Origin of the sequence: Sphingomonas sp. FUKUSWIS1, assembly GCF_000733135.1 — a bacterium.
Lineage (GTDB): Bacteria > Pseudomonadota > Alphaproteobacteria > Sphingomonadales > Sphingomonadaceae > Sphingomonas > Sphingomonas aerolata.
In genome coordinates, this window is record NZ_JPJC01000229.1 from 8557 (window position 1) to 28760 (window position 20204).

At 66.4% G+C, this 20204-nt stretch carries 13 protein-coding genes; 4 read left to right on the forward strand and 9 right to left on the reverse strand.

The window, feature by feature from the left end:
• From sphsw_RS13705 to sphsw_RS13720, 4 genes are all read right to left on the reverse strand, one after another.
• The coding region (locus sphsw_RS13705) for a SapC family protein (protein WP_031441094.1) at positions 1-667 on the reverse strand (667 nt) is incomplete at its 3' end.
• A gap of 137 nt (positions 668-804) precedes the next feature.
• The gene (locus tag sphsw_RS13710; RefSeq protein WP_042467328.1) at positions 805-3915 is read right to left on the reverse strand and encodes a TonB-dependent receptor; all 3111 of its coding nucleotides are present in this window, start codon (positions 3913-3915) and stop codon (positions 805-807) included.
• A 429-nt stretch (positions 3916-4344) separates the two neighbouring features.
• Complete coding sequence (locus tag sphsw_RS13715) at positions 4345-5583, reverse strand: SGNH/GDSL hydrolase family protein (RefSeq protein ID WP_031441096.1); 1239 nt, start codon at positions 5581-5583, stop codon at positions 4345-4347.
• 62 nt (positions 5584-5645) lie between these two features.
• Complete coding sequence (locus sphsw_RS13720) at positions 5646-7790, reverse strand: alpha-glucuronidase family glycosyl hydrolase (RefSeq protein WP_031441097.1); 2145 nt, start codon at positions 7788-7790, stop codon at positions 5646-5648.
• 166 nt (positions 7791-7956) lie between these two features.
• Between sphsw_RS13720 and sphsw_RS13725 the strand changes: the two genes are divergently transcribed.
• From sphsw_RS13725 to sphsw_RS13735, 3 genes are read left to right on the forward strand one after another with little or no spacing between them, the layout of a single operon-like run.
• The gene (locus sphsw_RS13725; protein ID WP_031441098.1) at positions 7957-10326 is read left to right on the forward strand and encodes a glycoside hydrolase family 3 N-terminal domain-containing protein; all 2370 of its coding nucleotides are present in this window, start codon (positions 7957-7959) and stop codon (positions 10324-10326) included.
• Between the two features lie 9 nt (positions 10327-10335).
• Positions 10336-11547: a D-mannonate dehydratase ManD gene (manD, locus tag sphsw_RS13730; protein WP_031441099.1), complete on the forward strand. Its 1212-nt coding sequence runs from the start codon at positions 10336-10338 to the stop codon at positions 11545-11547.
• A complete protein-coding gene (locus sphsw_RS13735) occupies positions 11535-12836 on the forward strand; it encodes an MFS transporter (protein ID WP_235188397.1) in 1302 nt (433 codons plus the stop codon). Before manD ends, sphsw_RS13735 begins: the two co-directional genes overlap by 13 nt.
• A 37-nt stretch (positions 12837-12873) precedes the next feature.
• On the opposite strand, the gene sphsw_RS13740 is transcribed toward sphsw_RS13735, so the two are convergent.
• Positions 12874-13458, reverse strand: a complete 585-nt coding sequence (locus sphsw_RS13740) for a globin domain-containing protein (protein ID WP_235188398.1) — start codon at positions 13456-13458, stop codon at positions 12874-12876.
• A 169-nt stretch (positions 13459-13627) separates the two neighbouring features.
• Here sphsw_RS13740 and sphsw_RS13745 point away from each other — a divergent pair, with 169 nt between their 5' ends.
• Entirely contained in the window at positions 13628-15406 is a 1779-nt protein-coding gene (locus tag sphsw_RS13745) for an IlvD/Edd family dehydratase (RefSeq protein WP_031441102.1), read from the forward strand.
• A gap of 79 nt (positions 15407-15485) precedes the next feature.
• Here the strand turns inward: sphsw_RS13745 and sphsw_RS13750 are convergent, their stop codons facing one another.
• The 4 genes from sphsw_RS13750 to sphsw_RS13765 are packed head-to-tail and all read right to left on the reverse strand — an operon-like array spanning position 15486 to position 19829.
• Positions 15486-16931 carry a sugar porter family MFS transporter gene (locus tag sphsw_RS13750; RefSeq protein ID WP_042467329.1) on the reverse strand — a complete coding sequence of 482 codons (1446 nt, stop codon included), beginning with the start codon at positions 16929-16931 and terminating at the stop codon, positions 15486-15488.
• A 55-nt stretch (positions 16932-16986) separates the two neighbouring features.
• The gene (locus sphsw_RS13755) at positions 16987-17865 is read right to left on the reverse strand and encodes an SMP-30/gluconolactonase/LRE family protein (RefSeq protein WP_031441104.1); all 879 of its coding nucleotides are present in this window, start codon (positions 17863-17865) and stop codon (positions 16987-16989) included.
• A 3-nt stretch (positions 17866-17868) separates the two neighbouring features.
• Entirely contained in the window at positions 17869-18654 is a 786-nt protein-coding gene (locus tag sphsw_RS13760; protein WP_031441105.1) for an SDR family NAD(P)-dependent oxidoreductase, read from the reverse strand.
• A gap of 23 nt (positions 18655-18677) precedes the next feature.
• Positions 18678-19829 carry a fumarylacetoacetate hydrolase family protein gene (locus sphsw_RS13765; protein ID WP_031441106.1) on the reverse strand — a complete coding sequence of 384 codons (1152 nt, stop codon included), beginning with the start codon at positions 19827-19829 and terminating at the stop codon, positions 18678-18680.
• Positions 19830-20204: the final 375 nt, after the last annotated feature.

A 20204-nucleotide genomic window follows, 5' to 3' on the forward strand; every position in this document is an offset into this window, starting at 1 on the left:
TGCCGAGCGATGACGCGGCAAGGATGGCGAGCCGCAGGATGCCCGAACGATGCAGTTGTTCGAGCGGGGCGCCGTTCAGCGCCGCAAGCTGCTCGAGGTCGACGACGAGCACGTCGGGTACGGTGTAGCGGCGCTCATCGCTGACATCGATGGTGAGCGTGACCGGCGCGAGCAGGCCGGTTTCGTCAAGCGCGGCATAGGCGGCGGGCGCGGATCCCATCCCCTCGTACAGCAGCCGCAACACGCCGGTGACGTGATCGAGATAGGGGGTGTTGCCGCCATGCTCGAGGAACAGCGGCAGGCCGGCCGGGTCACCGACGCGCGGATCGTCGAGATCGACCTGCAACATCGCCTCGCCGACATCGTCCTGTGCGGACCGGGTCATGCCGATGGAGAAGGGACCGCGCCGGTGGCTGGCGGGAACGTAGCGGCTCGTCCAGCGGTCGTCGGTGAGAAAGAGATTCTCGTCGCGGTCGAGCCCCAGCAGCGCATAGGCCTGAAGACCCTCGTCGCGGCGGCGGAACACGATTGCGAATTCGCGTTGCAGTTCCTCGAATTCGGCGGGGAAGACCAGCGCCTGATTGGCCGCGTCATTGAATGCGGCGCCCGCGCGCGGGCTGACGCGCAGGTCGGCATGATCGATATTATTGATCTGTACGGGGTTCATCCGCTCCGGTCCCTTTTTGTCCGGGTCTATCAGCCAGGCGGCGACGGACAACAGGAAAAGGCCGCGGCACGGTGCTGCGGCCCTTCCAATGTCCGATGCGGTGGCCGGCGCGCGCCGAGGCGCACGCCGGCCTGTGCTCAGAAGCGGTAGCGCGCGCCCAGATAGAAGCGCGGCTTCAGTTCCTGCACATAGACCAGATTGGTCTCGGTGCGGGCATATTGGCGGAACGGCTCGCTCGTCAGATTGACCGCCTCGAGCGAGATCGAGAAGCTCTGCGCGATGTCGTAGCTGATGCTCGCGTCGAGCGTCCCGAAGGCTGCGGTGAAGAGCGGGTTGCGGTTGCCGCCCTGGTTGGTGCCCGACAGATATTTGTCGCGCCAGTTGTACGAGACACGCGCCGAAAGCCCGTTCTTGTCATAGATGCCGGTCAGGTTCGCGCTGTCGCCGAGGCCGGTCAGTGCGAAGATGTTGACGTTGGGATCGGCATAGGGATCGACGTTCACGTCGCCATTGACCTTGGTGTACGACACCGCAAAGCCGAAGCCGGTCTGACCGAAGAAGTTGGTCCAGGCGACTTCGAACCCGTGGATGTTGCCCTCGCGGTTGTTGACCGGGCCGCTAATCGCGAACTCGAACAGGGGATCGTTGGGATCGGCAACGATATCGACCGCATTGGCCAGATCGACGACGAACTGCGTCCTCAGGCCACCCGTCGCGGGATCGATATTGTTCTGGAACGCGGCGGATGCGGCCGCCTGGTTGCCGTTATTCTGCGTCAGCAACGCGGTGTAGGAGAACAGGTTGATGTCGCTGAGCGGCAGCCCGTTGGCCTGGAGATAGGCCAGCGCGGTACCCGAGCGCGAACCGGCAGCGCCCGAACCCGGGTCACGCAGTCCGAACAGATTGCCGCTGGTGACCTGGTTGCCGATGAAGTTGCGGACGTCCTTGTTGAAGAAGCCGACCGACACGAAGCTCGTCGGCTTGTAATACCATTCGAGCGACACGTCGAAATTGTCCGAGACCAGCGGCAACAGCGCCGGATCCTGACGCGTTGCGCCCGCAGGGGCCGCACCGAGCGCGGTCGGGCGGTTCGGCGCCCCGGCGCTGACGGAGGCAAAGAGGTTGCCATAGTCGGGACGGGCGAGCGTGCGGCTGAACGAGGCGCGCGCCATGACGTTGTCGATCGGTTCGATGTTGAAATCGAGCGATGGCAACAGATTGTCGTAGCTCGCCTTGACCGTGACGGCGCCGCTGGGCGGCCCGCCATCGACCGCGAAGTCATTGTCCTGCGACCAGCGAATGCCGCTCGGCACCGACTGGATGCCGATCGACTTGACCCGCGTCTTTTCATAGCGGGCGCCGATCAGCGCATTGGCGCGGCGTCCGCCGAGTTCACCGGCCCAGGTGATCTGGCCATAGGCCGCCCAGGTCTTCTCACCGACGGTATCGTCCGAGGACGGGCTCGGCGAGACCGCGTTGCCGCGGGCGGCGTAGAAAGGCTCGAAGACGTCGAGCAGATCGACCGCGTTGGCGCGGAAGGCGACCAGTGACGAGCCTGTCGACTTCGGATCATATTTGTCGAACTTGCAGGTCAGGCAGAAGGTGTCGACGAGATCGCCGGCGAGTTCTGCGACGCGACCGGTATCCGTGATGCCCCAGTCGCCGAGGGTCTGGATCGTGTTGACCGTGGTCGAGCGCATGTTCGCGTCGATATAGTTGCCGCCGACGTTGAACTTGCTGCCCCCGCCCAGGTCCCAGGCGACGTCGCCGCCGAACTGGTTGATCCGGGCTTCCTGGGTCGACGTGATCTTCCGTGCGACCTGGCTACCCAGATCCGCGATGTCGAGCGTGTTGTTGCAGTTGCCGCCGCGACCACCGTTGGTTGCGGTGCAGTCGTTGATCGTCTCGGACTGCTGCGGGAAGCCGGTGGTGAAGTCGACCTTGTGCGAGGAGCGTACCGGCGCACCGATCGAGATCGTCGTCGCCGAGGTTCCGTTCGCGTTATCCGGATTGGTCTTCGACTTGGCATGGTTGGCGTCGAGCGTCAGTCGCAGATTGTCGGTGAAGTCCCACTTCACATTGCCACCGACTGAATAGAGCTCGGTCTTGGTCGCGAAACGCTGCTGCTCGTAACCCTTGTCCGCCTGGATCGACTCGGCGAGGATCACCGCGCTCTGCATCTGCTTGTTGTCGTCGAAGGTGACTTCGGTGAATGGGCGCTGGAACCAGTTGGTCTGCTCGCTGCGCTCTTCGCTCAGCTTGTTCCGGGCATACATGCCGTCGATCGAGATTTCGAACCGGTCGGACGGCTTGAACTGGATGTTGGCCTGGCCGTTCAGACGCTCGCGGCGGTTCTCGGAGAACTGGTACCGGCTGTCGTTCGGTATCTGGACATATTCAGTCGTCGGGCGATTGGTGATCACCGTCGTCGGCCGGATATAGGCGCCCGCCGTGTTGAGGAAATCGGCCAGCGGCACGATGTTCCAGTAATTGGGGTTGGACTGAACCGAAGCGGATTCGCGCAGCTGATAGCTGCCGAACACATTGACGCCGAAGGTTTCGTTCGGGTTCTTGTAGTTGATGAGGCCGGACAGCTCTGGCGTGATCTTGCTCAGATCGCCTTCCGCCTTCTCGACCGAGCTGTCATACAGCCCCTTGGCACCGATCGACCCCGAAAGGCCGCTCTCGCTCGACGACAGCGGTCGGCGGGTGACGACGTTGATCGCCGCACCGATGCCGCCCGACGGGATGTTGGCGCGGCCGGTCTTGTAGACCTCGAGCGTGGCGACACCCTCGGATGCGAGATTCTGGAAATCGAACGAACGACCCGTACCGGTCGCAAACGCGTTGCCGGTGCTCGTGTCGATGCTGGTCGCCGGAAGCTGGCGGCCGTTCAGGGTGACGAGGTTGAAGCCGCCGCTGAAGCCGCGGACGGCAACCTGCGAGCCTTCGCCGTTGGCGCGGCTGATCGAGACGCCGGTGACGCGCTGCAGCGATTCCGCGAGGTTGGTGTCGGGGAACTTGCCGATATCCTCGGCCGAGATGGCGTCGACGACGCCGGCCGAGTTGCGCTTGATGTCGATAGCGCGACCAAGGCTGGCGCGGATGCCGGTGATGACGATCTCGTCCCCGGGGGCCGATTGTGGATCCTGGCTCGCGGTCTGCCCTGCGTCTTGCGCGGTGGATGTCGCCGGAAGCGCTGGCTGCGCGGCAGTCGCAGGCGACCCTGTCTCGGTGCCTGGCGCCATTTGCGCGAAGGTCTGTGCCGGATTCAGCAGGCAAACGGCAACTGTGGCAATCGAACTCGAACGCACGAGTGCATTGAGTATGGACGAACCCCTCATCATTCTCTCCCCCTTTGCGGCATGACCGCAGCCCTTCCGAAACCGCTCTTATTGGCGGTGTGTGATAGGGCTACCATGGGCACGAATACTGTCAACGGTAATCTGTATTCTGTGTCGCGTATTTTAGACACAGTGGCAGTAAAGCCATAGCCGATAAAATAACTTAAATATGATTATTTAATACTTGAGACAGGGAGAGACCTGCCCCGTCATTGGAAAGCGGGGCGGGGCCTGTTCAGGCAGGTTCGGACCAACCGCAGGAACGGGCGAACTGATCACCCGGTCCGGCGGCACAGGCGGGGGACCGGCGCGACCGTCATGCCGGGCGCGTGCTCAGCGCTGCGGCGTGGTGAACAGCGCGAGCGGCACCGCGGCACCCATCGCCCGATAGCCCGCTTCGGACGGGTGAAGATGATCGCCTGAGTCGAACGCCGGCGCGAGACGGTCGGGACGGCGCGGATCGCGCATCACCCGGTCGAAGTCGATCACCGCATCGAAGACGCCCGAGTTGCGGATGAAGCTGTTGACCGCCTGGCGATCGGCCTCGAGCGCGGCGTCCGGGTGATAATAGTCATTGCCGCCGAACGGCATCACCGTGCCGCCGATGATCTTGATACCATGTGCATGCGCGCGGTCGGCCAGCTGGCGGAAGCCGGCGGTCAGTTGCGCGACGAGCGCCGCATGGTCTTCGGGCGATGCCGGAGCGTCGCGCGTCAAGACGCCGAGATCGTTCACCCCTTCGAGCAGGATCGCCCAGCCGACGCCGCTGCGCGCGATCACGTCGCGGTCGAACCGGGCAACAAGGTTGGGACCGAGCCCGTCGAGCAATATCCGGTTGCCGCCGATGCCGGCATTGACGACGCCGAGCGGGCGTGTCGCCGGTGCCGCGCGCAGCCGTTCGGCGAGGATGTCGGGCCAGCGGGTGTTGCGTTCCGGGGCGACGCCATAGCCATCGGTGATCGAATCGCCGATCGTGACGATCGTCGTCGGGCGTGCCGCGCCGGTGACCTGGGCGACGCGGGGCCCCGCCACCTCGACATCGGCGAGCGCATACCAGTGCGGTGTCGCGGTCGCGCCTGCGAGAAGCGGGTCGGCGACGTGATTGCCCGCGACCGTGAAGCTGGTGGCCCGCGCACCGGGATGCCCGGTCTGGGGCGTGGTGGGATCGGGCAGATAGAGGCTGACGGCGAGGTCGGCCCCGGGCGCGAGCGCGAGCGCGACCGGATCCGAATAAATCTCCCCACCCGCCGGGATGACCGCCGTCATCTGACCGGCAAAGCGAAGCGTCGTGCCGCCCGCGATACGCGCGGTGCCGAGAGCGGTCGGCCGTGCAATATGCGCCGCGCCGATCCTGAGCGGGTGCGTGCCGAACGCGTTGGACAGCCGCACGCGGACCTGTGTGCCGCCAGCCGACAGACGGACGACCTGTCGGAGCGTGATCGCGCCGGCGCGGTCGGCCGGCAGCGCATTGTCGCCGGTCGCGATCATCTGCGCAGAGCCCCAGCTCCCGGTCCACCGCTGAGTCGGCGCGGCGCGCTGGGCATCCGCGCCGGTCGCGAGCAATGCTGCCAACAACCACGCCGTCGGCCTGGCTACCGAAGATCCTACCGTCAGCGCTTTCTCCATAAGGCCGCTCATTGCGGGTTGCCCGGGGCAAAGGCGGCGTGCTGCGCCTTGTACCAGTCGAGGTCATGCGCGGGGGCAGCGGCGCCGGCCGGCAGCGACCGGCCGTTCACCGACATCCAATAGGCGAGGCTGGCATCGCGCCACCACCGCGCCTCGCGCTCCTGTATCCCCAGATAGGTCGCGGTCTTGGCCCAGCGTTCGGCATCGACCTGGCCGCGCAATCCGTCCCAGCGCTGGCGCATGTCCGCGACATAGCCGACGCCGCGATCATAATCATGGACCATCTCGGCCCAGAGGCTGCGCCCCGATGCCATCGGCCGGTCCCATGACACGTGATGGAACCACAGCAGGTCACGCTCCGGCGTCGTCGCTGGATCGGCCAGACGGCGGGCAAGCTCTGGCGCATATTGCGCGACGGCGTTGCTACCGGTGCGCGTCCGGTCGAAGCCGATTCCGGCCTTGTCCGCGCGGTGATAATAGACAGGATTCCATTCCGGACGCTTCAGGTCGGCGACCCACGGGCCGGGGCCATAATGATGGCCCGTCGCCATGACGTGCGCGAGCCCGAGCGGCGTCATATAGTCGACCACCGCCTCGCGCGAGCCCATCATCATGTCCGTCACCGGTGCGACGATCGCGGGGTTCGGCCCGAAGGTCATCGCCGCCCATTCGCGCGCAACCGGCTGTGCACCGATCGTCGGATCCCAGGCCATCCGCCCGAACGCGAACCAGTTCGCCTGATTGAACGTCGATCCGGCCCAGTCGCGGTCGCGGCCGATATTGGCGACCCCCGCCATGCCGGTCAGCGCGTGGCGATTGCCGCCGCCCTCGACGATCTGGGCGACCGTCGCGCGCTTGCCGCCGGCGAAGGTCTCGCTGCCCAGCGTCTCGGCGAAGAGCGGCCCGAGATAGGCGAGGTGCGTCGCAAAGCCGAGATATTCCTTCGTGATCTGAAACTCGAGCATCAGCGGTGTCCTGGGCATTGCCCCGAACAGCGGATGGAACGGCTCGCGCGGCTGAAAGTCGATCGCGCCGTTCTTGACCTGGACGATGACGTTGGCGGCGAACTTGCCGTCGAGCGGCTTGAACTCGGTATAGGCCTGTTTCGCGCGGTCGTCCGAGTCGGTGTCGGCATAGACGAACGCCCGCCACATCACGATGCCGCCACCCGGTGCGACTGCCGCTGCGAGCATGTTCGCGCCGTCGGCGTGGCTGCGGTGATAGTCGCGCGGCCCCGGCTGCCCCTCGCTATTGGCCTTGACGAGAAAGCCGCCGAAATCCGGAATCGCGCGGTAGATCTCGTCGCTCTTCGCCTTCCACCACGCCGCGACCTGCGGATCGAGCGGGTCCGCCGTCTTCAGTTTGCCAAGCTCGATCGGCGCCGAGAAGCGGGCCGACAGATAGACCTTGATGCCATAGGGGCGGAAGACATCGGCGAGCGCGGCCGCCTTGGCGATATAGCTGGCGGACAGGCTGTCGGGCTTGGCGTTGACGTTGTTGAGAACCGTGCCGTTGATGCCGATCGACGCATTGGCGCGCGCATAGTCGGTGTAGCGGGGATCCTTGAAGTCGGGGAGCGTCCACCAGTCCCAGAGCGACTGGCCGGCATAGCCGCGCTCGACCACGCCATCGAGATTGTCCCAGTGGTTCAGCACGCGCAGCTTCACTCGCGGTGCCGAGGCGAGCGCGATCCGGTCGATCCGCCCGCCGGTCTGGATGTGGCGCAGCAGCGCGAAGCTGCCGTAGAGCACGCCGCGGTCGGTACGCCCCGTCACCAGCGTGACGTCGCGGCCGCCGAGACGCACCTGCCGCACAATGTAGCCTTCGTCGCCAAGGTCGTTCAGCGGCAGCCCGAGCCGGCCGACGTCACCGTCCGCCGAGGTCGCCAGCAGGATCGGATGCGGGCTCGGACCCATGGCAAGAGCGTGTCCGGTCAGCCCCGCGAGACCGCGGCGAAGCTCGTCCGCGGCGACGCGCAACGTCGCCGACTGGCCGCGCACTTCGACCGATTCGGCATCCCGGTCGAGCGCCGTCGCCGCCTCTTTCGCCAGGGGACGGTAACGCATCCAGAGGTCGTAACCGTCCTCCGCCTGCGCCCCGGTCGTACTCGCCATCGCAACCGCGACCGCCACGCAAAGCCAACGCACTCGCATCATTCTTTCCTCTCCCGGCACAGCCTCCCGCATTGACAACGGGTCTGCTTGTCGAACATGTTATCGCTATCACGATGACGGCATCGACAGCAATGCCGCGTTTGAAGACAGGAGACGATGGGTGACCGGCACGAGTTTCAGGACAATCGCGACCAGTCGCCGCGGCATGCTCCGCTGGATGGGTTCGGCGTCGCTCGCGACTTTGACGTCCGGCCTGGCCCCTGGAATGGCCGGCGCCGCCAAGGAGTCTCCCGTCTACCGCGATGCGCGCGCGCCCGTCGACCTGCGGGTTCGCGATCTCATGGCGCGGATGACGCTCGACGAGAAGGTGGCGCAGCTGATCACGCTGTCGACGACGAAGCGCCAGGTGATGGATGATGCGCTGCGTTTCGACCCGGCGCGCGCCGATACGGCCTATCCCAACGGCATCGGCCAGATCGCGCGGCCGTCCGACCGTGGCGGTGCGGCGACCGCGGCCAACACGGCCGCCGCCGTTACCGGCCGCTGGCGTGCGCCGGCGGATACAATCGCGTTCGTCAACGCGGCGCAGCGCTGGGCGACGACCCGCACGCGGCTTGGTATTCCGATCCTGTTCCACGAGGAGGCGCTGCACGGCTTCATGGCGCCGGAGGCGACCAGCTTCCCGCAGGCGATCGCGCTGGCGGGATCGTTCGATCGCGACCTCGTCCGCCGGGTCAACGCGGTGATCGCGCGCGAGGTGCGGGCGCATGGCACGGTGCTGGCGCTGTCGCCGGTCGTCGACATCGCCCGTGACCCCCGCTGGGGCCGGATCGAGGAGACGTTCGGCGAGGACCCCTATCTGTGCGGGGAAATGGGCGTCGCGGCGGTGATCGGCCTGCAGGGCGAGGGCAAGACGCTGGCACCCGGCAAGGTGTTCGCGACGCTCAAGCACATGACCGGGCATGGCCAGCCCGAAAGCGGCGAGAATGTCGCCCCCGCACCGATCGCCGAACGCGAACTGCGCGAGAATTTCTTCCCGCCGTTTCGCGCAGTCGTCGCGCGGACCGGGATCGGCGCGGTGATGCCGTCGTACAACGAGATCGACGGTGTCCCGAGCCATGCCAATCGCTGGCTGCTGAACGACGTGCTGCGCGGCGAATGGGGCTTCGACGGCGCGATCGTCAGCGATTATGCGGCGATCGGCGAACTTGCGTCGCTGCATCACATCGCCGCGGACAAGGCTGAAGCGGCGCGCCTCGCATTGGCGGCGGGCGTCGATTCCGACCTGCCGGACGGCGAGGCCTATCGCTCGCTCGCCGATCAGGTGCGTGCGGGTCGGGTAGCGATCGAGGCAGTCGATGCCGCGTGCCGCCGGATGCTGACACTGAAGATGCGCTCGGGGATGTTCGAACAGGCGATCGTCGATCCGCAGGCGGCGGCGCGGATGACCGGCAATGCGGAGGCGCGCGCGCTGGCGCTCGAGGCGGCGCGGCGATCGATCGCGCTGCTCGTCAACGACGGTGTCCTGCCGCTCAGCCCGGGGACGCACAAGCGCGTCGCCGTGATCGGTCCGAACGCGGCCGTCGCCCGGCTCGGTGGCTATTCGTCGATCCCCAAGGCGACCGTGTCGCTGCTCGAGGGGGTTCGTGCGCGGTTGAAGGGCAAGGCCGAAGTCGTTCATGCGCAGGGCGTCTTCATCACGCAGAGCGAGGACCGCTCCGCCAACGAAGTGCTGCTGGCCGATCCGGCGCGCAACCGGGATCTGATCGCCGAGGCGGTTACCGTCGCCAGCACCGCGGACGTCATCCTGCTCGCGGTCGGCGACACCGAACAGACGAGCCGGGAGGGCTATGCCAAGACGCATCTCGGCGATCGCACCAGTCTCGACCTGCTTGGCGAGCAGAATGCGCTGTTCGCGGCGATGAAGGCGACGGGGAAGCCCGTCATCGTGGTCGCGATCAACGGGCGCCCGCCATCCTGGCCGAGCGTGACGGCGCAGGCCAATGCGGTGCTCGAATGCTGGTATGTCGGGCAGGAGGGGGGCACCGCGATCGCGGAGGCGCTGTTCGGGGACATCAACCCGGGTGCGAAGCTTCCGGTGACGGTCGCGCGGTCGACGGGGCAGCTGCCGGTCTTCTACGACGCCAAGCCTTCGGCGCGTCGCGGCTATCTGTTCGACACGACCGCGCCGCTGTTCCCGTTCGGCTTCGGGCTCAGCTACACCAAGTTCGAGATCGGTGCGCCGCGCCTGTCGTCGGCGAAGATCGGGATCGCGGCTAGTGTCACCGTCTCGGTCGACATCGCCAATGTCGGTGCGCGCGCGGGCGACGAGGTCGTCCAGCTCTATGTGCGCGATCAGGTATCGTCCGTCGCGCGGCCAATCCTCGAGCTCAAGGGCTTCGAACGCGTGACGCTGGCCCCCGGCGAGCGCCGGACGGTCCAGTTCACGCTCGGCCCGGACGCGTTCCGGTTCTTCGACATCACGATGCGCGAGGTGGTCGAGCCGGGTCTGTTCGACATTTCCGTTGGTGCCGACTCGACGCGCCTCAAGACCGTTATTCTCGAAATCGCCTGAAGGATCGTCATGCCCAGGATCGTCAATGCCCGCGTCATCGTGACATGCCCCGGGCGCAACTTCGTCACCCTCAAGATCGAGTGCGACGACGGCACCACCGGGCTCGGCGACGCGACGCTCAACGGTCGCGAACTCAGCGTCGCGAGCTATCTCAGCGATCATGTCGTGCCCTGCCTGATCGGTCGCGACGCGCACCGGATCGAGGACGTCTGGCAGTTTCTCTACAAGGGCGCCTATTGGCGGCGTGGCCCGGTCACTATGGCGGCGATCGCCGCGGTCGACACGGCCCTGTGGGACATCAAGGGCAAGCTGGCGGGCATGCCGGTCTATCAGCTGCTCGGCGGGGCCGCTCGCGACGCGTGCATGGTCTATGCGCACGCCAATGGCACGACGATCGAGGACACGATCGCGGTCGCGAAGGCGGAACAGGCCAAGGGCTACAAGGCGATCCGGCTGCAATGCGGCGTGCCCGGACTCGCCTCGACCTATGGCGTCGCGAAGCACGGCGCGCGCTACGAACCCGCCGATGCGGATCTGCCCAGCGAAAGCGTGTGGTCGACCGAGAAATACCTCCGCGTCGTCCCCGAGCTGTTCAAGGCGGCGCGCGAGGCGATGGGCTGGGACGTCCACCTGCTCCACGATATCCATCACCGGCTCACCCCGATCGAGGCGGCGCGTCTCGGCAAGGCACTTGAACCCTATAACCTGTTCTGGATGGAGGACCCGACGCCTGCCGAGAACCAGGAGGCGTTCAAGATGATCCGTCACCACACGACGACGCCGATCGCGGTGGGGGAGGTGTTCAATTCGATCTGGGACGCGAAGGATCTGATCGAGCACCAGCTGATCGACTATATCCGCGCCACCGTCGTACATGCAGGCGGCATCACGCACCTGCGCCGGATCGCCGCGCTCGCCGACCTCTATCATATCCGGACCGGGTGCCACGGCGCGACCGACCTGTCCCCCGTGGCGATGGCCGCCGCGCTGCATTTCGGGCTCTCCGTCCCCAATTTCGGGATCCAGGAGCATATGCCGCACACGGACGAGACCGACGCGGTCTTTCCGCATGCCTATCGCTTCGACGCGGGCATGATGCATCCGGGGGAGGCGCCGGGCCTCGGCGTCGACATCGACGAGGCGCTGGCCGAAACCCATGACTATCGGCGCGCCTATCTTCCGGTCGCGCGGCTCGAAGACGGCACGCTGTGCAACTGGTGAGCGCCGACGGATCGAGCCCCGCCGACGTCGTACAGCCGCGGGGCCGGGTCCGGTGGATCGTCTGCGCGCTGCTGTTCGCGGCGGTGGTGCTGAGCTATGTCGACCGGCTCGTCCTGCCGACGCTCAAGCCCGATCTGCAGCAACGCTATGGCTGGAGCGAGACGGGCTATGCCGATCTCGCCATCTGGTTCCAGGCGGCGTACGGGCTGAGCTATCTCGTCTTCGGCCGGCTGATCGACCGGCTCGGCGCGCGGATCGGGTATGCGCTCGCGGTGGCGCTGTGGACGCTTGGCCATGTCGGCCACGTCTTCTTCACCTCGACCAGCGGGATGATCCTCGCGCGGATTCCGCTCGCGCTCGGCGAGGCCGGGACCTTCCCCGCCGCGATCGCCGCGACCAACGAATGGTTTCCGCGGCGCGAGCGGGCGCTTGCGATCGGCATCTTCAACGCCGGGTCGAACGTCGGCGCGATCCTCACGCCGTTGCTGGTGCCGATCATCGCGGTGACGATGGGCTGGCGCTGGGCGTTCATCCTGACCGGGCTGCTCACGCTCATATGGCTGATCGTCTGGCTCGGCTTCTACCGCCGCCCCCGCGAGCATCCCCGGGTCACGGCCGAGGAGCTCGCCTATATCGAGAGCGAGCCGGTCGAACCCGGTCGGCCCGTCGCGTGGTGGACACTGCTGCGGCAACGTCAGACCTGGGCCTATATCCTCGGGCGGTTCCTCATCGACCCGGTGTGGTGGACGTTCCTGTTCTGGCTGCCGGACTTCTTCAACCGGCAATATGGCGTGACGATGCTCGCCTTCGGCCCGCCGCTGATTGCGGTCTATCTGCTCGCCGATGTCGGGTCGGTGGGGGGCGGCTGGTTCTCGTCGCGGTTGATCGGGCGCGGCTACAGCGTCAATCGCGCGCGCAAGACCGCGATGTTCGCCTGCGCCCTGTGTGCGGTGCCGATCGCGTTCGCGACCCAGGTGCCGAGCATGTGGTGGGCGGTGCTGATGATCGGCGTGGCCTGTGCCGGGCATCAGGGGTTCTCGGCCAATCTCTATGCGCTGCCGGGCGATTTGCTGCCGCGCTGGGCGACGGGGTCGGTGGTGGGGCTGGGGGGCCTTTCGGGCGCGATCGGAGGCATGCTGATGGCGAAGTTCGCGGGTCGCATCCTCGAGACCGTCGGCAGCTATCAACCGATCTTCATCGTTGCGGCCTGTGCCTATCTCGTCGCGCTCGCCGTCATTCATCTCGTCGTGCCGCGCTATGCGCCGGTGGCCCCGGACCGCCTGGGGTGATGCCGGCGGCGCGTGGTTCGCGACCCGTCCGGACCCGCTAGACGTGGTGCTCGTGGCTCGCTTCGATCATCACCCGCGCGACCAGATCATAGGCGTCCTGCCAGGCTCGGTCGGTATCAGGATCGAAATCCGCGCCGGCGAAATGCGCGACGACATGGCGCAACGAGTCGCCGATAATGGCGTAGTGATGATCCTTGGCGCCATACGCGACATGGCGTCGGCCCAGCGCCCTCAGTTCAGGACCCATCGCCTCGAACGCGGTCAGCCCGGTGACGATCTTGGCGAGCGTCTGCATGAAGAGCCTGCCTTGGACAATGCGGTCGTTCGTGAACAGCGCACGGGATTCCGGGGCGAGCGCGAAGAGCCGGTCGTAGAAGATCGTCGAGGCTTCGTCCGCCGCGAACAGGATATGGACGAAGCTGTCGCGGACGAGATCGATCTGCCGCGGTGTCACCGGACGAGGTTCACCAGGATGCCGGTCGACCGGGGTGGCCCGGGGATGGCGTATCCGGCACACGGCTCGCCCGACGGCGATCGTGGCGATATGGCATACATGCCTGTGACCTGTCGCATTCCGGCTCTCCCGACCCGCACGATTATGTACCGGTTTCAACAGCTTCACGATCGAGCGTCAATCCGCCATGTTGCACGCGTGTTACAATCGGCGTGAACCTCAAGTCGTCGTACGGCGATCCCGTTGCGGCGGCTGTTTCGTCGCCAAGTGTCGCGCCGAGCTTGACTGTTCGGCCGGTAAAGGTAGCGCTATCGGATTGACTTGGAGGAGAGAAGCTTTGGATCGCGTACCGGCACGGCCGTTTCGTTCGCGCGACTGGTTCGCCGACCCCGCCCGCTCGGACATGACGGCGCTCTATCTCGAACGCTTCATGAATTACGGGCTCACGCCCGCCGAGCTGCGCTGTGGCAAGCCGATCATCGGGATCGCGCAGACCGGCAGCGACCTGTCGCCCTGCAACCGCATCCATGTCGAGCTCGCCAAGCGGACGCGCGACGGGATCATCGCCGCGGGCGGGATCCCGATGGAATTCCCAACGATCCCGATCTTCGAGAATTGCCGTCGCCCGACCGCGGCGCTCGACCGCAACCTCGCCTATATGACGCTGGTCGAGACGCTGTACGGCTATCCGATCGATGCGGTCGTGCTGACCACGGGATGCGACAAGACGACCCCCGCGGGGATCATGGCGGTGTCGACCGTCGACATTCCCGCGATCGTCCTGTCGGGCGGGCCGATGCTCGACGGATGGCATGATGGCGAACTCGTCGGCTCGGGCACCGTGATCTGGCGCAGCCGGCGCAAGCTGGCCGCGGGCGAGATCGACGAGGAGGAGTTCCTGGCCCGCGCCACCGACAGCGCGCCATCGGCCGGACATTGCAACACGATGGGGACGGCCTCGACGATGAACGCCGTCGCCGAGGCGCTCGGCCTGTCGCTGACCGGGTGCGCCGCGATCCCCGCGCCGTACCGCGAACGCGGCCAGATGGCGTTCGAGACCGGACGCCGGATCGTCGACATGGCCTATGAGGATCTTCGCCCGTCGAAGATCCTGACGCGCGAAGCCTTTCTGAACGCGATCCGCGTCGTCAGCGCGATCGGTGGGTCGAGCAACGCGCAGCCGCACATCATGGCGATGGCGCAGCATGCCGGGGTCGCGCTCGACATGAGTGACTGGTCGACGCACGGCTATGACGTGCCGCTGATCGTCAACATGCAGCCGGCGGGCAAGTATCTCGGCGAGCGCTTCCACCGCGCGGGCGGGGTGCCTGCGGTGATGCACGAGCTGGCCGAGTCGGGGCTGCTCGACACGAGCTGCCTGACGATCACCGGGCAGAGCCTGGGCGACAATCTGACGGGTCGGGTGACGCGGGACCGCGAGATGATCCGCACGCTCGACGCGCCGCTGATGGAGCATGCCGGGTTCCTGGTGCTCAAGGGCAATCTGTTCGATCATGCGATCATGAAGACGTCGGTGATCTCCGACTCCTTCCGCGCGCGCTATCTCTCGACGCCGGGGGCGGAGAACCGGTTCGAGGCCCGCGCGGTCGTGTTCGACGGGTCGGACGATTATCACCACCGCATCAACGACCCCGCGCTGGGGATCGACGAGCGGTGCATCCTGGTGATCCGCGGATCCGGTCCGATCGGCTGGCCCGGATCGGCCGAGGTGGTCAACATGCAGCCGCCAGACGCCCTGATCCAGCAGGGGATCCTGACGTTGCCGACGCTGGGCGACGGACGCCAGTCGGGCACGTCGGACAGCCCGTCGATCCTTAACGTGTCGCCCGAAAGCGCGGTCGGTGGCGGACTCGCTTGGCTGCGTGACGGGGATATGATCCGGATCGATCTGGTCGCGGGGACCTGCGACGCGCTGGTCGATGCAGACGAGATCGCCCGTCGCAAGACCGAGCCTGCGCCGCCGATCCCGCCGAGCAACTCGCCCTGGGAGGAACTGTACCGTGAAAAGACGGGGCAGCTGGCGCAGGGCGGGGTGCTGGACTTTGCGGTGAAGTATCGCGGGATTGCCGCGAAGACGCCGCGGCACAATCACTAGGCGCCGAGCGCGCCACCGATAGGCCGAAAAAGGGCGGGCGGGAGGAACACCTCCCGCCCGCCCTTTTTCATGGTCCGGCTCAGCCGGTCATGTCTTCGAGTTCGCGACCCCGGGTCTCGGTGACCGCGGCGCGGACGAAGAAGAACGAGACGAGCGCGGCGATCGCATAGCCGAGATAGGTGAAGGCCAGCCCCGGCGAGAGGACGAGCGACGGGAAGCTGACCGAGATCAGCGCGTTTGCGATCCACTGCGCGAACCCCGCGACGGCGAGGGCCGAGCCGCGGATCTGCGTCGGGAACATCTCGCCCAGCATCACCCACATCACCGGCCCCCAACTGACGTTGAAGAAGATCACGTAGAGATTGGCGGCGACGAGGGCGATCAGCCCCGTATTGCCGGGCAGCGTGACGCCGACGCCCGAGGCGGCGGGCACGGCGTTCGAGAAGGCCCAGGCAACGATACCGAGCGTGACCGTCATGCCGGCCGACCCGACCAGCAGCAGCGGCTTGCGCCCGATCCGGTCGATCAACGCGATCGTCAGGAGGCAGGCACCGATCGACAGGACGCCCGACAGGATGTTGATCTGGAGCGCATTGTCCTCGGTGAAGCCGACCGCTTCCCAAAGCGTCGCGCCGTAATAGAACACGACATTGATGCCGACGAGTTGCTGGAACACCGCGAGGCCGATACCCGCCCAGAGGATCGGACGGATCTTGCCGGTGGTCTTGTCGACCAGATCGGACAGCCGCGGCTTGTGGTGATCGACCGCGAGCGAAGAGCGGATCTCGGCCACCTTGCGGCGGGCCTCGGCCGCGCCGAACAGACGGGTCAGCACCACTTCGGCGCGGGCGTCATGGCCCTTCACGACGAGGTAGCGCGGGCTTTCCGGGATGAAGAACAGCGCGACGAAATAGATCGTGGCGGGGATCACCTGAAGCCAGAACATCCAGCGCCAGGCCTGATACCCAAGCCAGAACTCGGCGGTCGAGCCGCCGGCGAACCGGGCGAGCGCGAAATTCGCGACGAACGCGCCGGTCAGGCCCGAGATGATCATCACCTGCTGGATGCTGGTCAGTCGTCCGCGGATATTGGCCGGTGCGACTTCCGAGATATAGACCGGCGAGGTCACGCTGGCGGCGCCGACGCCGAACCCGCCGATGATCCGCGCGATGATGAACAGCAACGACGAGTTCGCCGCCCCCGCTGCGAGCGCACTGACGATGAACAGGATTGCGGCCAGCATCATCGTGTTGCGACGGCCGATCACGTCGGATAGGCGGCCCGCCGCGAATGCGCCGACTGACGATCCGACCAGGATCGCGCCGACATTGATGCCGATGCCCAGTCTGCCGAGGTCGAACGCCGCCTCAATCCCCTTTTGCGTGCCGTTGATCACGCCCGAATCATATCCGAACATGAAGCCCCCGATCGTCGCCACCGCGACGATGAGGGCGATCAGCGCGCTGTTGACGCCCCCCGTATCGGTGGGTGAGCCCGTGGCCCTGGCTGTAGCCGTGCCGTTCATTAGTGACGTCCTTCCTGATGATGCACGCTCTGTTGGCGTGTTCAAGGTCTAGAGATTAAAGGTCCAAGCTGACCGGCATGACGGGAATGCCGCCAATGTCGGTCCGGAACGTGAAGATGTCGCCCGCGAGCGGTTGCGAGGCGAGGCGCTCGGCTGACAGTCCCTGTCGCGCGGTCGTCGCAAAGGCGGTGCGACCATCGTCCCCGCCCAGCGCGATCTTGGTGACGTTCGAGACGGGAAAGCGCACTTCGTCGGTCATCGTGCCATCGGGGGCGAACCGTCGTGCCGCCCAGCCGCCGTAGAATCCGACCCAAACGCCACCGCCGGCGTCGCATATCGCGCCGTCGGGATAACCCTTGCTCGCGTCGAACTTGAGGAACGGGCGACCCTCGCCGATCGTGCCGTCGAGACCGATCGGATGCGCGGCGATCGACAGGCCCAGCGTATCGACCAGATAGGCGGTGCGCCCGTCGGGCGAGATGGCAGGGCCGTTGGTGATGACGACGGGCGGCACGGCGGTCCTGCTGACGGCGCCGCGGTGCCACTGATAGATATGGCCGGTCGGGTGGACTTCCCTGTTGTCCATCGACCCGAACCAGATCCTGCCGGCGGGATCGACCGCGGCGTCGTTGAGGCGGTTGTCGGGCAGGTCCGCCTCGATGCCGTTCATCAGCGTGAAGCTGCCGTCGCGCGGATCGAAGCGGTGGAGGCCCTTGGCGAGCCCGGCGACCCACAGGCCGTCCTGCGCGGGCAGGATCCAGCCGACATGCGATGGCGCGTCGAAGCGATCGAGCGCATGCGACGCGGGATCATATCGATAGACGCAGGGCGCCTTGATATCGACGAACCACAGCGCCTTGTCGCGCGCCGACCAGACCGGGCCTTCGCCCAGTTCGGCGCCGACCGAGGCCAGCAGACGGGCTTCGCTATCCATGGTTCAGCGCCAGCCCGCATCGATGAAATAATCGTGCCCGGTGCACATCCGCGCATCGTCCGACGCGAGGAACAGCACGAGTGCTGCGACGTCGATCGGCTGGATCCGGCCATCGAGGCATTGGGCGGCGACGATCTCCGCCTCCCCCTCGGGCGTGTACCATTTCTCCTGGCGCGGCGTCTGGACATTGCCCGGGACGATCGTGTTGACCCGGATGCCGTCGCGGCCGAGGTCGCGTGCGAGGCCGCGGGTCAGGCCCTCGATCGCTGCCTTGCACGTCTGGTACAGGACCAGATCGGGCAGCGCGAGATGCCAGCTGATCGACCCGAAGTTGAGGATCGTGCCGCCGCCGGCGCGCTTCATCGCAGGGACGACGGCCTGGGCTGCAAAGAACTGGTGCCGAAGATTGACGTTCAGCCGCTCGTCCCAATAAGCGGGCGTGACCTCGTCGACGCCGTGCCGGTCGTCATTGCCCGCATTGTTGATCAGGATGTCGATCCCGCCGAGCGCCTGCTCGAGCTTACCGAAAACGTCCTTAAGCTGATCGATGTCGGTCAGGTCGCAGCGATGATAGATCGGCACATGGGCCGCATCGACAGCGAGGCGTTCGAGCAGTGCCTGGCTGGGTTCGTCGGCGACGTCGACGAACGCGACGCGCGCACCCTGGGCGACGAACGCCTCGACCAGACCCGCGCCGATGCCCGAACCCCCACCGGTCACGAGGACCCGCTTGCCGGCGAGACTGGGATAGATGGCACGGCCTTCACCGGCGCTGGTCTGCTGCAACACGGGAGTCTCCGTCTGATCGTAGGTCATGCGTTTAGAAGGTTGCGACGCGCGAGATTGGCCATCAGGCCGCCGATGCCCAGCGTCCATGCGGGCGCATCGCGCGACGTGGTGACACGGTTGACGAGCGCGCCGAGCTTCGGGTTCGAGATGGTGACGATGTCGCCCATCTTGTGCGTGAAGCCGCGGCCGGGTTCGTCGCGGTCCTTGGTGGGGGCGAACAGCGTGCCGAGGAACAGGACGAAGCCGTCCGGGTAATGATGCTCGCTCATCGCCTGCGTGACGAGATCGGTCGGGTCGCGGCTGATCTCGCGCATCGAGCTATGCCCGTCGAGCACATAGCCGTCCTCGCCCTCGATCTTGAGCGTCACGTCGCTCGCGCGGACGTCGTCGAGCGAGAAGTCTTCGTCGAACAGGCGGATGAACGGCCCGATCGAGCAGGAGGCGTTATTATCCTTGGCCTTGCTCAGCAGCAGTGCGGAGCGGCCCTCGAAATCGCGCAGGTTGACGTCGTTGCCGAGCGTCGCGCCGACGATCGCGCCGTCTGCATCGACTAGCAGCACGACTTCGGGTTCGGGGTTGTTCCACGTCGAATCGGACCGGATCCCGATCGGGCCACCCCAGCCGACGGTCGAGAGCGTCGGGCTCTTGGTGAAGATCTCCGCATCGGGGCCGATCGCGACCTCGAGATATTGCGACCACATCCCGTCCTCGATCAGCGCCGCCTTGAGCGCCGCCGCCTCGGCGGAGCCCGGCACGACCGAACGGACGCTGCCGCCGATCCGGGCTTCGAGCCGGCCACGCACTTCGACCGCCTTGGAGGCATCGCCCCGCGCACGCTCCTCGATGACGCGCTCGATCGCGGACACCGCGAACGTCACGCCGGCGGCCTTGACGCATTGCAGGTCGATCGGGCTCAGCAGGCGCGCAGGCGCATCGACCGCCGCGGACAGGTCGAGCGATTCGAGCGTGCCGAGCGACTGGCCGGCGGCAGTGTCGAACGTGCCGCCCGCGACGAGCGCCGACACGGTCGGCGCGACGCGGGACATGTCGAAGACGTCACCGCGGCTGACCAATATCGGCGTGGGGCCGTCGCCGAGATCAACCCGGCCAAGCAGCAGCGCGTTGCGCCAGTCCGCAGGCAACGCCGACAGGACCGGCGCGGCGATATGCGACATCAATTTCCCTCTCCACTCATGTTACCGCTATCGTATAGGCCATTGCCCGATCGTCAAGAGACGCGGACGAGATTGATCGTACAATAGGCTGCCCCGCTTCGGGACGAGCGGCGCGCCGTGGCCAGCGAGCGACGGACTTGCCGTGCCGAGACGCGATCGCGCTTGCCATTCGCGGGCCTGTGCCTACCGTGAGCATATGGAAAATATCGCATCGCCGCTCGATCTGCTCACCTCGCTCAAGATCGCCTTTGTCGAGCGTGACGAGGCCGCAGACGCCTTTGACGTGTTTAAGCAGGACGCGATCATGGCGCATGAACCGTCGCCCGCCGACGCACCGGCGATCAGCAGCGACGACGCCGCCGATGCTGCGGCGGG